Annotated in this window: 15 protein-coding genes; 10 read left to right on the plus strand and 5 right to left on the minus strand. The window is 53.7% G+C overall.

Annotated elements, in window-relative coordinates:
- Window positions 1–9: 9 nt before the first annotated feature.
- Both ACMGEE_RS02795 and ACMGEE_RS02800 read right to left on the minus strand, forming a co-directional pair.
- A complete protein-coding gene (locus ACMGEE_RS02795; protein WP_436829635.1) occupies window positions 10–1182 on the minus strand; it encodes a sensor histidine kinase in 1173 nt (390 codons plus the stop codon).
- Complete coding sequence (locus ACMGEE_RS02800; protein WP_436829636.1) at window positions 1179–1874, minus strand: response regulator; 696 nt, start codon at window positions 1872–1874, stop codon at window positions 1179–1181. Before ACMGEE_RS02800 ends, ACMGEE_RS02795 begins: the two co-directional genes overlap by 4 nt.
- A 120-nt stretch (window positions 1875–1994) precedes the next feature.
- On the opposite strand from ACMGEE_RS02800, the gene ACMGEE_RS02805 reads away from it, so the two are divergent.
- The 3 genes from ACMGEE_RS02805 to ACMGEE_RS02815 all read left to right on the plus strand — a co-directional run bounded on the left by ACMGEE_RS02805 (window position 1995) and on the right by ACMGEE_RS02815 (window position 4780).
- Window positions 1995–2777, plus strand: coding sequence for a MipA/OmpV family protein (locus ACMGEE_RS02805; RefSeq protein WP_125290026.1), 783 nt, complete (start codon window positions 1995–1997; stop codon window positions 2775–2777).
- Between the two features lie 105 nt (window positions 2778–2882).
- A complete protein-coding gene (locus ACMGEE_RS02810; protein ID WP_436829637.1) occupies window positions 2883–3257 on the plus strand; it encodes a helix-turn-helix domain-containing protein in 375 nt (124 codons plus the stop codon).
- 440 nt (window positions 3258–3697) lie between these two features.
- Entirely contained in the window at window positions 3698–4780 is a 1083-nt protein-coding gene (locus ACMGEE_RS02815) for a mechanosensitive ion channel family protein (RefSeq protein WP_253454289.1), read from the plus strand.
- 160 nt (window positions 4781–4940) lie between these two features.
- On the opposite strand, the gene ACMGEE_RS02820 is transcribed toward ACMGEE_RS02815, so the two are convergent.
- Window positions 4941–6200, minus strand: a complete 1260-nt coding sequence (locus ACMGEE_RS02820) for a diguanylate cyclase domain-containing protein (RefSeq protein ID WP_436829638.1) — start codon at window positions 6198–6200, stop codon at window positions 4941–4943.
- A 470-nt stretch (window positions 6201–6670) separates the two neighbouring features.
- Window positions 6671–7054 carry a nuclear transport factor 2 family protein gene (locus ACMGEE_RS02825; RefSeq protein ID WP_369894759.1) on the minus strand — a complete coding sequence of 128 codons (384 nt, stop codon included), beginning with the start codon at window positions 7052–7054 and terminating at the stop codon, window positions 6671–6673.
- Between the two features lie 295 nt (window positions 7055–7349).
- On the opposite strand from ACMGEE_RS02825, the gene ACMGEE_RS02830 reads away from it, so the two are divergent.
- From ACMGEE_RS02830 to ACMGEE_RS02850, 5 genes are all read left to right on the plus strand, one after another.
- Window positions 7350–7988 carry a TetR/AcrR family transcriptional regulator gene (locus tag ACMGEE_RS02830; RefSeq protein WP_301250900.1) on the plus strand — a complete coding sequence of 213 codons (639 nt, stop codon included), beginning with the start codon at window positions 7350–7352 and terminating at the stop codon, window positions 7986–7988.
- A 67-nt stretch (window positions 7989–8055) separates the two neighbouring features.
- Window positions 8056–8637: a TetR/AcrR family transcriptional regulator gene (locus tag ACMGEE_RS02835; protein ID WP_369894760.1), complete on the plus strand. Its 582-nt coding sequence runs from the start codon at window positions 8056–8058 to the stop codon at window positions 8635–8637.
- A gap of 55 nt (window positions 8638–8692) precedes the next feature.
- On the plus strand, window positions 8693–9796 hold the full coding sequence (locus ACMGEE_RS02840; RefSeq protein ID WP_369894761.1) for an alkene reductase: 1104 nt from the start codon (window positions 8693–8695) through the stop codon (window positions 9794–9796).
- Window positions 9797–9853: 57 nt separating this feature from the next.
- Window positions 9854–10597, plus strand: coding sequence for an SDR family oxidoreductase (locus ACMGEE_RS02845; RefSeq protein WP_369894762.1), 744 nt, complete (start codon window positions 9854–9856; stop codon window positions 10595–10597).
- Between the two features lie 263 nt (window positions 10598–10860).
- Window positions 10861–11340: a glutathione peroxidase gene (locus ACMGEE_RS02850; RefSeq protein ID WP_253454291.1), complete on the plus strand. Its 480-nt coding sequence runs from the start codon at window positions 10861–10863 to the stop codon at window positions 11338–11340.
- A gap of 162 nt (window positions 11341–11502) precedes the next feature.
- Here the strand turns inward: ACMGEE_RS02850 and arsH are convergent, their stop codons facing one another.
- On the minus strand, window positions 11503–12201 hold the full coding sequence (arsH, locus tag ACMGEE_RS02855) for an arsenical resistance protein ArsH (RefSeq protein ID WP_301250905.1): 699 nt from the start codon (window positions 12199–12201) through the stop codon (window positions 11503–11505).
- Between the two features lie 86 nt (window positions 12202–12287).
- On the opposite strand from arsH, the gene ACMGEE_RS02860 reads away from it, so the two are divergent.
- Complete coding sequence (locus ACMGEE_RS02860; RefSeq protein ID WP_301250906.1) at window positions 12288–12608, plus strand: transcriptional regulator; 321 nt, start codon at window positions 12288–12290, stop codon at window positions 12606–12608.
- Between the two features lie 44 nt (window positions 12609–12652).
- Window positions 12653–13942 carry an arsenic transporter gene (locus ACMGEE_RS02865; protein ID WP_301250907.1) on the plus strand — a complete coding sequence of 430 codons (1290 nt, stop codon included), beginning with the start codon at window positions 12653–12655 and terminating at the stop codon, window positions 13940–13942.
- Window positions 13943–13952: the final 10 nt, after the last annotated feature.

Here is a 13952-nt window from a genome sequence, read left to right on the forward strand (position 1 = left end):
CAGCAACCGTTATACATCGTGAGGCAGCACGATCCGCATTCTTAATCCGCCCTCAGGCGGCAGCGTGGCGTCCAGCGTTCCGCCGTGCGCCTGACAGATAGCGCGTGCAATTGAAAGGCCCAGCCCGCTCCCGCCAGAATGCCGTGCCCGTGAGGCCTCTCCGCGCGTAAAGCGCTCAAACATGACTTCAAGAAACGCCGGCGGCACGCCGGGCCCTTTGTCCTGAAAAATAATCTCATAATGCCCGTCTGTGCTGCGGCTGCTCAGATACAGGCTGGTGCCGGAACCCGCATAGCGCAGCGCATTTTCCAGCAGGACGGTAAAAACCTGCCCCAGACGAAACGGATCGACGTTAAGCAGCGTTTTTTCAGCCAGTTCGGCAACCGGATGAATGCCTGCTTCATCAAGCTGGGATTTTATCCACTGCAGGCGATAGCGCAGGATCTCGGACGGACAGCAGCGAACCCTTTCCAGGCTAAGCTGCCCGGCGTCCGCCAGTGAAAGCAGCTGCAGTTCATCAATCAGCCTGCGCAGGCAGTTCAGCTGGCCCATGATCATGGCAAGCTGTCGCCCATCCGCGCTGAACACGCCGTCAAGCAGCGCCTGTAGCCGAACCATGGCTGCGGTCAGCGGGGAGCGCAGCTCATGCGCCATAGCGACATGTGAGGCGCGAAGCTCTTTTTCATAACGCGCAAGCTGGCGCGTCATGGCGTTGAAGTTTTGTGCGAACTGCACCAGTTCTGCTGGTGCCGACGGCGTCAGCGCAGCCTGCGCACCGAAGTCACCTTCCGTTACCTGTTCAGCTGCGCCTCTGAGCTGGCTGAACTGAGCCGACAACGGGCGGGCATGGCGCAGCCCGAACCAGGCAATGAATGGAATCGTCACCAGCACCAGGACGCCGACGGTGATCCAGTCCGAAGAGGCGATGGAGGGATCGGAATAGCCGATACCCCACCAGCTATCAATGATCTGATGAAAACGCGCCGGATTAAGATTAGGGTTTTCACGCAGAACCAGGAATTCCTGCAGTATCGCGTGGGGCATATGCCAGGTGATCCAGAGATACTGAAGCGTAAAGCGCAGCCACATGCACAGCGCTATCAGGACAACGGTACCGATGGCAAGCGTCAGAATGCGAACGCAGATCCAACGCCACAGGGTTTGCAGCTGTGGATTTTTCATGGCTGCCGGAACCTGTAGCCGACGCCGCGTACGTTAAGAAGAACCTCTTTCATGCCGGCCGCCTCAAGTTTTTTGCGCAAGTTGTAGATATGTGTATCGACCACGCGTTCAAGCGCGTCGCTTTCAGGCAGGCACCGCTCCAGTAAAAACTGACGGCTGAGCGCACGAACCGGGGCGCGCATCATCGTCACCAGTAATAAAAACTCGGTTGGGGTCACGTCCACGTTGATTAGATCATCAATACCGCGCGTAACGGTTACGGTCATGGCCGAAGTATGAACCTCCAGCGCCTGCCAGCGCAGCACCTCCTCTTGCTGAACCGCTGGCTGACTTCGCCGCAGCACGGCCTGCACGCGCGCCACAACCTCTCCGGGATGGTAGGGCTTGACCACGTAGTCGTCGGCACCGTAGCGCAGCGCGCCGATGCGATCGGGCATGTCGCCGATGGCCGTTACCATAATCACAGGAACGTCACTGCTGCGCCTGATTTTTGCCAATACCTCCGTACCGTTAAGACCCGGCAGCATCACGTCCAGCAGGATCAGATAAGGGTGCCAGCGCCCGGCTATTTCCAGGCCCGACACCCCGTCCCCGGCCGCGCGAACTTCGTAGTTTTCGCGGCGTAAATAGGCTTCAAGCACCTCAACCGCATCTGCGTCGTCCTCAATAATAAGAATTTTTTTGTTTTGCATGGTTCACCTTGACACTTTCTTCACAATTCCCTGGCCGTTTATTGACACACCCACAGGATACTCCGGGTTGTCGATACGGGTGTATCGGCAAAGTGGAATGAACCCATAAGAGGTAAGGTGATGATAACCAGAAAAGCACTGCTGTATATGGCCGGTCTGGCCCTGACAACTTCAGCGACGGCCCGCGCGGACAGCGGTGATGCCCAAAATAGCGTGACCGTCGGCGTCGGCGCACAGTCTGCGCCCCGCTACAGCGGCTCGGATCAAACCCGCCTTCAGCCGGTTCCGGTTTTCCAGGCCCGACACGGTGCCTTCTTTGCGGATGCTCAAAAAGGCATTGGCTACGATTTACAAAGCAACAGTGGACTCTACCTGGAACATACGCTGGGCTACAACCTCGGACGAGATGACAAAAATTCAGACTGGCGTGACGGCGGTAAGAGGCTGAAGGGCATGGGCAAAATCGATCCCACGGTCAATACAGCGCTGGCCATCGGCTGGCAGGTCACGCCATGGCTCAGCGCCGAGGGCAAAGCGGTTCTGCCGTTCAGTGACGATCAGGGCGTCAATTATCAGGCATCCCTGACCCTTCTGCCGGTGCAGAGTGAAAGCGATACCGTCGCGCTGCAAACCGCGGCATTATTTGGCGATGCCCGCTATATGAATACCTGGTACGGCGTCAGTCAGGCGCAGAGCCAGCGCAGCAGGTTTACGCGCTACCGCGCGCCGGGCGGTTTTTACGGTATTGCAACCTCTCTGATCTGGAGCCACCAGTTTGATCCTCACTGGGGAACGCTTATCAGCGCGGGCTATACCTGGCTTGGCGATCGCGTAGCCGACAGCCCTGTTGTTTCCCGGCGCAATGAAGCAACGGGCACGGTCGGCTTTACCTATACATTCTGATGCTTTCTGCGCATAAGCGTTTCCAGGCCGCGCCTCATTGCGTACCTGCCCGTGCAGGCTCGTATCGATATTTATCAAACCTGGGCAGCCAGCGGGAATAACAATATGCTGTCGGACGACGTATTTTTTACGGGGCTGGTATGTTGGATAAGAGAAAACTTAACCAGAAAAGTCACCGTTCAGGAGGTGGCGGCCCGCTACGGTTATTCAAAGTGGTATCTGAACCGGTGCTTTGTGCGCTACGCCGGTATCAGCCTGGGTGCTTTTATTCGTCTGGAAAGGATGAAGGCCGCCGCTGATGAGCTTGTCAGCGGCGACCAGCGAATTATAACTATCGCCCTGCGCTATGATTTTGAGTCGCAGCAGACGTTTACGCGGGCATTCAGCCGACAGTACGGTATGCCGCCCGGCGCGTTCAGGCAGGTTATGCGCAAAGCGAAGCCTGAACATTCAGAGAACGCTCACGCCCGAACATGCTAGCGGCTGATTATCATTCCCTTTCATCGCTTTCAGTATTGCCCTGACATGCCTGCTCTTCCTTCTCTACGGCTGCCACGCTCGTCTGAATTATCGCGAAGGCTGGTTTTGCTTATCGAATCCGGCGGCGATCTGACGCTATGCTTCTGGTGAGCCTCCTTCCGTCAGGCCACCGCTCAAGATCTATACGATACAGGCATGGTCGCCCGGCTTACTGGCTGATAAATAAAAATTGTTATAAATTTCAATTAATTAAATAAAAAACTCATCTGAATTATCGGTTTTGTCCGATTTTTTTACGTTTACTGCGTCAGTTAACAGAATTTTTCATAAACTCATCTGCGTAAACCATTTACGCTGCAGATAACCGTGAAGACAGCGGTTACTGGATGTTTATGACTTCGCTGACAGCCTGTGGTTGTTGCTGGATATAAGGGAAAAGAATGCCATTACTATTCGATGAGTTATCTGGCGCGCCATCGTGGGTGCCTGCTTTATTGCTCGTCACGCTCTCTTTCGCTGCGGGGGCCGTTGCGCGATTTATCATTCTCAGGTTCATCCGCTACTGGCAGAATCGTGACAGGAAATTATTTAAATCCCTTGAAAAGCATCTTCGCGGATCAATTTTTCTTTTCATCCCGCTGATGTTAATCAACGTCGGGCTTAATTATATTAATATTCACCCGCACTATCTTGATCTTATTACAACGATTATTAATACCTTCATTATACTTTCGCTTTGTTCTATCCTGATTCGTTTGACTAATGTCGTGCAGGATATGCTTTTTATCCGCTATGACATTAATCTTTCTAATAATCTTCGTGCCCGTAAAATCCGTACGCAGATAATATATGTAAAAAAGGTCGCTATCGTCCTGCTCGTGACGCTGTGTGTTTCACTGATCCTGCTCAGCTTCCCCGGCGTGCGAAAATTCGGCACCACAATTCTGGCCGGTGCCGGGGTGGCCGGAATAATAATTGGCTTTGCCCTGCAAAAGTCGCTCGTTAACCTGTTTGCCGGTATTCAGATAGCCTTCACCCAACCGATTAAAATTGATGATGCTGTAGTGGTTGAAAAAGAATGGGGCTGGATTGAGGAGATAAACCTGACGTATGTGGTGGTGCGTATCTGGGATCTGCGCCGGCTGGTTCTGCCCATCACCTACTTTACAGAAAACGCCTTCCAGAACTGGACGCGTAATAACGCCCAAATATTAGGCACCGTTTTCCTTTACCTTGACTACTCCATGCCGTTAGAACCTCTGCGTCAGCATTTCGAAAAAATCCTCAGTGAAACAAAGCTCTGGGATCAGGAAACTCAGGTGCTGCAGGTAACGGATACTGATGACAGAACCATGACCATCAGATTATTGATGACGGCACAAAACTCCCCCATGGCCTTTGATTTACGCTGCCACGTGCGGGAAAAGATGATTGAGTTTATTCAGCAAAACTATCCGCAGTGCCTGCCTAAAACCAGGGCTACACTGGCCGATCCGCTGCTTGACGGCCCGGGAAGTCGATAACTAATCGCGTTTTTTTCTGAAAACAGAGAGTGGGACGTACAGTGCCCGTCAGGGCGCGGCACAAGCATTCGGGCAGCTGTGCTTCCGCTTCTCGCTTTCAGGCGCCGGCTTTATGCCAGGCAGACACCACAAGAGATCGCAGAACAGAGCCAACGCTATGCTAGTGACGTAACGGCTGCGCCGCAGGCTCGAAAAACTGATATGACCCATCCTGTCGTGCTTTCGCCTGGTACATCGCTTTATCGGCATTTTCAAACAGCATGTTGGCCGATGCCGCCCCGAATCGTGCGAGGCTAATGCCAACAGACGCCCCAATGCGTACTTCTGTGCTATTAATAGCAAATGGCTCTTTCAGGCTGTTAATAATGCGCCGGGCGATGGCAGATGCCGCCTTGCGGTTGGTACACTTCGCGGCTACCACAAACTCATCCCCGCCCAGACGCGCCACCGCATCGCCAGGGCGCATACAGCGTCGTAGCCGCTCGCTTACCAGCTGTAGCAAAACATCCCCTACTGCATGCCCCATCGAATCATTGACCGCCTTGAACCCGTTCAAATCGATAAACAGGACGGTGGTATAGGCCAGATCTTTTTCCTGCGCAAGCATGTGGCTCACCCGGTCGTTGATCCAGGCCCGATTAGGCAACCCGGTTAACGTGTCGCGGGTGGCCAGTTTTTCGAGCTTGCGGATCCGCTCTTTATCATGAGTAATATCCCGCGAAACCAGCACGGCGCCGATGTTCTTGCCGGTGGAAGGGTCGCTGACGCCGCAGGCCTTGGTGCCAAGCGTAATGTAGTGACCGTCGCGATGCCGCTTACGCACCTCGACCACATCCGACCGCACGCCACCGTTGAAAAGGAATACCAGTGCATCCGTAGCGGATGCCCGGTCATCGGGGTGCAGGAAATCCACCACCAGTTGACCTTTCATCTCATCGGCTGACCAACCTATCATTTTGCTGTAAGAAGGCGAGATCGAAACGTACCTGCCGTCTGCGTCGCAATGGGCGATCAGGTCAGTGCTGTTTTCAATTAACAGACGGTATTCCGCCGCCGTGCGCAGCGCTTCCTCCAGGGCTTTGCGCTGCCCGGTTATATCAAAAATGAAGCCGCTATATTGCAGGCAAGGAACATTGGGTGGACAGTCAGGCAGGCCTGAAACAATCACACAGCGTGTCGTGCCATCCAGACAACGGATTGGCACTTCGATATGAAAAGGCGTGACGCATTCCAACGCCGCAGTCAGTTGCAGCGCGATCTGCGCATCATCATCAGCCTGTGCGAGCCTCAGCCATGCACTTAGCGTTACGCCTTCCAGTGTGGGTATAAGGCCAGCAGGGCTTTCCTGACTGGTGATGCAAATGCCCTGGGCGTCTGTGGACCAAACGGCGGAAAGAGTAGGTTTGATCACAGTGTTCATGGTGGTCGGGTCCGTTGTTGGCTGATGCCGCAGTTTCTACGGTGCCATTTCACCTGCCGGAGCGGGAAATTATCTATGGCAAAACTCAAGGGTCAGAAGCAGTAGACTGCGTTTATCGGCCAATTCGCCCATAACCTTTAATGAATATTGCTTGATTAAACGGCTGTAGAGCCTGCAACTGTCGCGTTATGCCTGAATTATACAATGCGTAGGGATTTTCGACTTTTCCCGGCATCGTTACGTTATGTAAGGCAGCCTGAGGTTCTGCGTCACCTGCGAAAACTAATGCGGCAGTACATTAGCTGTTGGGGGGATGGTCAGCACATTCAGATGCTTTTCTGTCTCTGGCGTACTGCCGTTTTCACGGACGAATTTATAGAGGTTGTCGACAGATCCTGGCTCAGTTTTTTCCTTATGGGTTTCGCCGCGCCTGGCGGACAGACACGACGAATGTGGAAGATTGGCTGAGATCAGGAAGCGGCGTGGGTATGGTAAATTTTGCTCACCACCGTCCAGCGTCCGTTGACCTTCAGCAGGTTGAAAAAGTCCGTGAAGCGAAAGCCTGAAATATCGTCGGTATCGATACGCGCGCTTGCCGCCGTGCCCACGATGTCAACGCGTACGATGGCGGCCTTCGCCTCCGGTGAAGGGCGGAACGCGCTATCGATAGTGTCGAAAAGGCCCTGAATCGGCCCGCCTGTAAGATTTGCATCGCCGTCAACGCCAAAAATCGTGGCCCGCTCGCTGAAGGCGGGCTTCATGATCTCACTTTTTGCCTGCTTTCCGCCTTCGTTGTACTGGCTGAGTACGTCCACAATGGCGTTATATTCCTGCACGTAGGTTGCGTCGGTCATAGCATCTGTCTCCGGTAGTGTTGTGTCGGTCATCCGTACGGATGCCCGTGATTCGGTTCAATCGCTTTTTTATGACGAACAGCAGCAATGATAGCCATGCCAGTCAGCACATCGCCGCGCTGTAAAAAGTCTTCGGCGCTGAAGCTGCCCTGCCCGTCACCCGGGAAGCCGGGAAAAAATCAGCGTCGCGGCAAAAGCGAGTTCTGACATGGGCTCTACATAATTATGTAGTGACCACTATATAATACTCCTATTGTATAGTGACCGCTATGTAATATGTCAAGAGAATGGTTATATGCCCGACGTGAAAACGAAAAACGCAGGTGTCAGTGGTGAAAAGCCCAAAGGCCGCCCGCGCAGCTTCGATCGTGACAGGGCCCTGCTCAGGGCGCTGGACATCTTCTGGCGTAAAGGGTTTGAGCCGGCCTCGGTTGCCGAACTCTGCGCTGCCATGGAAATCAATCCGCCCAGCCTTTACTCCGCCTTTGGTAACAAGGCGAAACTTTTTCTGGAGGCCGTAAGCTATTATGAAAAGGTTTACTGGAAGGCAACCTGGGAGCGGCTTGAAGAGGAGCCGGATATCACGCAGGCAATTGATAAATTCTTCAGCGAAGCGGCTGACATTCTGCTTTCGCCTTCCGCTCCCTGCGGCTGCATGGTCGTTCTTGCGGCCATCAACGTCTCTCAGGAATCCTCTGACGTTGTAGAGGCCGTGAGCGTGCTCAGGCAGGAAGGGAAAGACCTGTTTGAAAAGCGACTGCGCCGAGCCGTACGTGAGCAACAGCTGCCGACCGATACCGCCACCGCTGCACTGGCTACTGTCCTGAATACGCTCCTGGAAGGCATGTCGATCGAGGCGAAAGACGGTGCCACACCGGCAAGCCTCAGGGCGACCGGGCAATATGCGTCGCGTTTGTTGCCATGCCAAAAATAGCGATCGCACAAAATGTACCCTGCCGCACTAGACGACCGGTCAATTTTAACGTTATGCTGATCGGACTATGAAAAAACAAGCGACAAACGTGCGTCAGCACATCATTGATGTTGCCCGGACGCTTATCACACATAAAGGCTACAGCGCCGTCGGCCTGGCTGAGATCGTCAAAGCCGCCGGCATTCCTAAAGGCTCGTTCTATTACTACTTCCGGTCCAAGGAAGAGTTTGCTGAAGCCCTGCTGGAACATTACTTCACCCATTATCTCGTTCAGGTTGAAGAGCAGCTACGCGGCAGCGAACCCGCCAGAGAGCGGCTGCTGCGCTACTTTGCGTTCTGGAAGGCGACCCAGGGGGCTGACCTGCCGGAAAGCAAATGTCTTGTCGTCAAGCTTGGAGCAGAAGTCTGCGATCAATACGACAGCATGCGAAGCGTTCTGGCAAAAGGAACCCTTGAAATTATCGGCAGGATTACGGCGTGCATACAACAGGGGCAAAACGATGGCTCCCTCTCAGCCAACAGGGATGCAGAGGCCCTTGCTGAAGAGCTTTACCAGCTTTGGCTGGGCGCTTCGCTGATGGCAAAAATTCACGAGCCCGAACAGGCGTTCGACAAAGCAATGAGTGCGACAAAGCGGCTGCTCGCGTAGCCGCCTTTTTTTCTGCCAATTTACTAGACGACCGGTCAATTATTCAGGAGTAACCATGACTGACAACAGTACCCGAACCGATCTTTTCTCTCCCGTGACTATGGGGAAACTTCAGCTGGCTAACCGTATTATTATGGCGCCGGTAACCCGCAGCCGCTACGGTGAAGATGGCGTACCGAATGAGTTACATGCAACCTACTACGCCCAGCGCGCCAGTGCCGGACTGATTATTTCAGAAGCCACAAACATCTCAGCTCAGGGCCGCGGCTATGCAGCAACGCCAGGGATCTGGAGCGAAGAACAGGTGGCTGGCTGGAAAAAAGTCACTGACGCCGTTCATGCAGAAGGTGGAAAAATTGTCTGCCAGCTCTGGCACGTAGGCCGCTTTTCCAGCGTTGAGCTGCAACCCAACGGCGAGCGTCCGGTTGCGCCTTCTGCTATCAAGGCTGAAGGCCAGACGTATACCGTCAATGGCTTCGTGCCGGTTTCGACGCCGCGCGCGCTCGAAACCAGCGAAATTCCGGGCATTATTGAGCAATACAAACACGCCGCAAAAAACGCCCTTCGCGCAGGGTTTGACGGCGTGGAAGTGCATTCTGCAAACAGCTACCTGCTCGATCAGTTCCTGCGTGATTCAACTAATCATCGCACCGACGCCTGGGGCGGCTCGATTGAAAACCGCGCACGCCTGACGCTGGAAGTCACTGAAGCGATTGTTAATATCTGGGGCAACGATCGCGTGGGCATTCGCCTGTCACCGGTTACCCCTGACGCAGGCAACACGCCGCCGGACAGTAACGTAATGGCAATGTATGGCTATCTGATCCAGCAGCTGAACCGCTTTAAGCTGGCCTATCTGCACTTTGTTGAAGGTGCAACGGCAACCTCCCGCGAGGTGCCTTCTGACGTGGATATGGATGCACTGAGCGCGCAGTTCGACGGTCTGTTTATCGGAAACAATAACTATGACCTGGAGATGGCCATCAGCCGCCGCAATGCCGGGCTTATCGATGCCGTCGCTTTCGGTCGCCTGTTCATTTCTAACCCGGACCTGGTTAAGCGACTGCGTTATGGCGCCGGGCTGACCATCGCGCCAAAAGAAGCCTATTACGGCGGCGGCGCGAAAGGTTACACCGACTGGCCGCAAGGAAATTACTGATCAATAAAAGCGGCGGGATCTTCCCGCTGCCTGTTCCTGACAGGGAAGGATAAGAAAATGAATTATTTGCAGAACAAAACGGCTGTTATTACTGGCGCGTCATCGGGCATTGGCGCCGCAACCGCGATGGAACTTGCGCGTCATGGCGTGAATATTGTTGCGGCCGCGCTGGATCAAAGCGGCCTTGATAAGCTGGTAAAGGATATTGAGTCCGCTGGCGGCCATGCTTCCGGTCTGGTGACGGATGTGACACGTCTGGAAGATACAAAGGCGCTGGTCAAGCATGCTACTGAAACCTTCGGTACTGTTGATATCCTGATTAACAACGCCGGACTGATGCTGTTTTCAGCCTGGAGCGACATCGCGTGGGACGACTGGAACAAGATGGTCGACGTAAACATCAAAGGGTATCTGAACGCGATTGCGTCCGTCCTCCCGGTTATGCTCGACAAAAGTGCCGGACAGATCCTGAACATGGCTTCTGTCGCGGGCCACCAGGTTGACGCCGGCGCGGGCGTGTACAGTTCGACCAAATTCTTTGTCCACGCCATGACGGAATCTATGCGTAAGGATCTGGGCGTGAATAAGGGCATCAGGGTAAATACCATCAGCCCGGGCGTTATTAACACGGGATGGGCTGACAAGGTGAGCGATCCGCAGGGGCGTAAGGCGGCACAGGAACTGACCAAAATTGCTATCAGCCCGCAGGATGTAGCAAATGCGGTTGTCTACGCCCTTAACCAGCCTGAGAATGTCACGGTCAACGATCTTATTGTCTCCCCTACGAAGCAGAACTGGTAAATCAATACTGGCAGCCTGCTGGCTGCCACTTCTGCTCTGTCGTAACCGGGCTTATATTGCCGACAGGCTCTGGCTGACGGTTCAGCGGGCAGCATGATATCAATGCGGATAGCGTCGCCCGGCATATCAGATGCGGGCCTTGCCCCATGCGTCTGTCCCCTGCGTGCCGGGAACAGACGTGAGAAATATGCCATTCTGCTCGACGGGCAACTATCCTGTCTTACACAATCCATCTGCAATATGAGTATTCTGAGGATGTCGATATGACCACGTTTTACCAACTTACCGCCACCAGCCTGAGTGGCCAGCCGATCCCTATGGCCGACTACGCTGGCAAGCTGGTGCTCGTGGTCAATACCGCCAGCCATTGTGGCTTTACGCCACAGTACGCGGGCCTTGAATCGCTCTATAAGCGGTACGCCGCCCAAGGGCTGGTGGTGCTGGGTTTTCCCTGCAATCAGTTTGGTAAGCAGGAACCCGGCAGTGCTGACGACATCGCGCAGACCTGCCACATCAACTATGGCGTGAGCTTTCCGATGTTTGAGAAAGTGGCGGTCAACGGCGCCCTGGCGCACCCGGTGTTTCGTTACCTGAAAGCCGAATTGCCCGGCGTGCTGGGTGGGCGAATCAAATGGAACTTTACTAAGTTCCTGATCGGACGCGACGGCAAACCACTTAAGCGTTTTGCACCGATCTCTACCCCAGAGAAAATGGAAGCCGCGATCCTTGCTGCACTGGAATAAGCGCTTCAGTTAAATTATAAAGGCTGTGCGGCAGCCTTTATAAGGTAGCGTAGCGATGGTAGAAATGATAAGTGTGAGTTCAACGGGTCGATGCAACGCTATCCTTAATCAAGGGGCGGCATTACTGAAACCCCATGTTGTGAATTAACAACAAGAGAAATGTTATATTTTTTCCTGATTAACGCGAGATGAAAGCTCCTGATGGCTTTCTTTTCGTTCGCTGTAGCGATCGGCAAGGTAACCCATTTGCCCCTTGAGCAGCAGCGTGATTTTAAACAGCTCCTCTGCAACATCAACAATACGATCGTACCAGGACGAGGGTTTCATCCGCCCGTCCTCATCGAATTCCTGCCAGGCTTTGGCCACTGAAGACTGGTTAGGGATGGTGAACATCCGCATCCAGCGCCCCAAAATGCGCATCTGGTTCACGGCATTGAAGGACTGAGAACCGCCGCAGACTTGCATAACCGCAAGGGTTTTTCCCTGGGAAGGACGAACGGCTCCTTCGCTTAAGGGTATCCAGTCGATCTGCGCTTTCATTACTGCGCTCATTGCCCCATGCCGCTCCGGGGAACTCCACACCATCCCATCACACCATCTGACCAGCCCGCGCAACTCGACGACTTTAGGGTGCGTATCCGGAACATCATCCGGTAGGGGTAGCCCTGATGGGTTAAACAGTCTGACCTCCGCCCCCATTGCAGTCAGAAGGCGGCCCGCCTCTTCTGCTGCAAAACGGCTGTAGGAACGCTCTCTTACTGATCCATAGAGAATCAGAATGCGTGGCGGCTCCTGTAGCTGCAGGTGTTCAGCGATGTGCTGATCAAAGCAATCAGCATTCAGGGCAGGAAATTGTTCCATTTTTTCTCCTTTGGAAGGATGTGGCGATTTTAAACTTAACACATATGGTTTAGCATATGTGCATGCTAAAGGAAACGGAGTAAAAAATGCTACAGCCTGTTCAGCTTTTTAAAATCCTGTCGGATGAAACCCGCCTTGCCATTGTTATGCTGCTCAGGGAATCAGGCGAACTGTGCGTCTGCGATATCTGCGCGGCAACCATCGAATCACAGCCTAAAATATCGCGCCATATGGCTATTCTGCGCGAGGCAGAACTTGTTCTTGACCGTAGAGAAGGCAAATGGGTTCACTACCGCCTGTCACCGCACATACCGGCATGGGCGGCTGAAACGATAACGGCATCCTGGCAGTGTATGCGGGAAGATGTGCGTGAATGGCTGACAAAATCAGCTGACACCTCCTGCTGATATAATCAATCACATACATATAAACATATATAAAGGAGTCTAAAATGCTTCTGGCAGGGGGTATCTTTTTACTGACGCTGATACTGGTCATCTGGCAACCTAAAGGGCTAAGTATTGGCTGGAGCGCAAGTATCGGAGCCGTGCTGGCGTTGCTAACGGGGGTTATCCACATTGATGATATCCCTGTTGTCTGGAATATTGTCTGGAATGCGACGGCGGCATTCATTGCTGTGATCATTATCAGCCTGCTGCTCGATGAGTCCGGCTTCTTTGAATGGGCTGCGCTGCATGTCTCACGCTGGGGCAATGGACGTGGCCGACTGCTGTTTACGTGGATACTATTGCTCGGTGCTGCTGTTGCAGCGTTGTTTGCCAACGATGGCGCAGCGCTAATCCTGACCCCGATTGTGATTGCGATGTTGCTCGCGCTGGGGTTCAGCAAAGGCACGACATTGGCCTTCGTCATGGCTGCGGGGTTTATCGCGGACATCGCCAGTTTGCCGCTGATCGTCTCTAACCTGGTGAATATTGTCTCAGCGGACTTCTTCGGCCTCGGTTTTACGCAGTACGCCTCTATTATGGTACCCGTTGACCTGGTAGCCATTGCAGCCACGCTAATCATGCTGCATCTTTTTTTTCGCAGAGATATCCCGGCGACATATGACATTTCACTGTTAAAGACACCAGCCAGTGCAATTAGGGATCCGGCGACGTTCAGGGCTGGCTGGGTAGTACTACTATTCCTTCTGGCGGGGTTCTTTGTACTGGAGCCGCTAGGCATCCCCGTTAGTGCGATAGCTTCAGCTGGCGCAGCAGCGCTGTTTATTGTGGCTAAGCGAGGGCATGCGATTAATACCGGGAAAGTGCTGCGAGGCGCGCCCTGGCAAATCGTGATTTTCTCATTGGGCATGTATCTGGTGGTCTATGGCCTGCGCAATGCGGGGCTCACGGGGCATCTTTCAGGCGTGCTGAATGTGCTGGCAGATAAGGGCTTATGGGCGGCCACGTTTGGTACTGGCTTTCTGACTGCGTTCCTGTCATCGATCATGAACAATATGCCGACAGTGCTTATTGGTGCGCTGTCGATTGACGAAAGTGCAGCGACCGGCATCGTCAAAGAGGCGATGATTTATGCCAACGTGATTGGCTGCGATTTAGGCCCTAAAATAACACCAATAGGCAGCCTGGCCACCCTGCTATGGCTTCATGTGCTGGCACAGAAAGATATGACCATCACCTGGGGATATTACTTCCGCACCGGCGTTATCATGACCCTGCCTGTGCTGTTTGTCACTCTGGCCGCGCTGGCGTGGCGACTCTCTGTCACTTTGTAATGAGATAATG

Source organism: Erwinia artemisiae (assembly GCF_051400835.1).
GTDB lineage: Bacteria > Pseudomonadota > Gammaproteobacteria > Enterobacterales > Enterobacteriaceae > Erwinia > Erwinia aeris.

Coding starts and splice junctions, on each gene's coding strand:
- ACMGEE_RS02795 (WP_436829635.1), bottom strand. CDS start 1,182: ATGAAAAATCCACAGCTGCAAACCCTGTGGCGTTGGATCTGCGTTCGC.
- ACMGEE_RS02800 (WP_436829636.1), bottom strand. CDS start 1,874: ATGCAAAACAAAAAAATTCTTATTATTGAGGACGACGCAGATGCGGTT.
- ACMGEE_RS02805 (WP_125290026.1), top strand. CDS start 1,995: ATGATAACCAGAAAAGCACTGCTGTATATGGCCGGTCTGGCCCTGACA.
- ACMGEE_RS02810 (WP_436829637.1), top strand. CDS start 2,883: ATGCTGTCGGACGACGTATTTTTTACGGGGCTGGTATGTTGGATAAGA.
- ACMGEE_RS02815 (WP_253454289.1), top strand. CDS start 3,698: ATGCCATTACTATTCGATGAGTTATCTGGCGCGCCATCGTGGGTGCCT.
- ACMGEE_RS02820 (WP_436829638.1), bottom strand. CDS start 6,200: ATGAACACTGTGATCAAACCTACTCTTTCCGCCGTTTGGTCCACAGAC.
- ACMGEE_RS02825 (WP_369894759.1), bottom strand. CDS start 7,054: ATGACCGACGCAACCTACGTGCAGGAATATAACGCCATTGTGGACGTA.
- ACMGEE_RS02830 (WP_301250900.1), top strand. CDS start 7,350: ATGCCCGACGTGAAAACGAAAAACGCAGGTGTCAGTGGTGAAAAGCCC.
- ACMGEE_RS02835 (WP_369894760.1), top strand. CDS start 8,056: ATGAAAAAACAAGCGACAAACGTGCGTCAGCACATCATTGATGTTGCC.
- ACMGEE_RS02840 (WP_369894761.1), top strand. CDS start 8,693: ATGACTGACAACAGTACCCGAACCGATCTTTTCTCTCCCGTGACTATG.
- ACMGEE_RS02845 (WP_369894762.1), top strand. CDS start 9,854: ATGAATTATTTGCAGAACAAAACGGCTGTTATTACTGGCGCGTCATCG.
- ACMGEE_RS02850 (WP_253454291.1), top strand. CDS start 10,861: ATGACCACGTTTTACCAACTTACCGCCACCAGCCTGAGTGGCCAGCCG.
- arsH (WP_301250905.1), bottom strand. CDS start 12,201: ATGGAACAATTTCCTGCCCTGAATGCTGATTGCTTTGATCAGCACATC.
- ACMGEE_RS02860 (WP_301250906.1), top strand. CDS start 12,288: ATGCTACAGCCTGTTCAGCTTTTTAAAATCCTGTCGGATGAAACCCGC.
- ACMGEE_RS02865 (WP_301250907.1), top strand. CDS start 12,653: ATGCTTCTGGCAGGGGGTATCTTTTTACTGACGCTGATACTGGTCATC.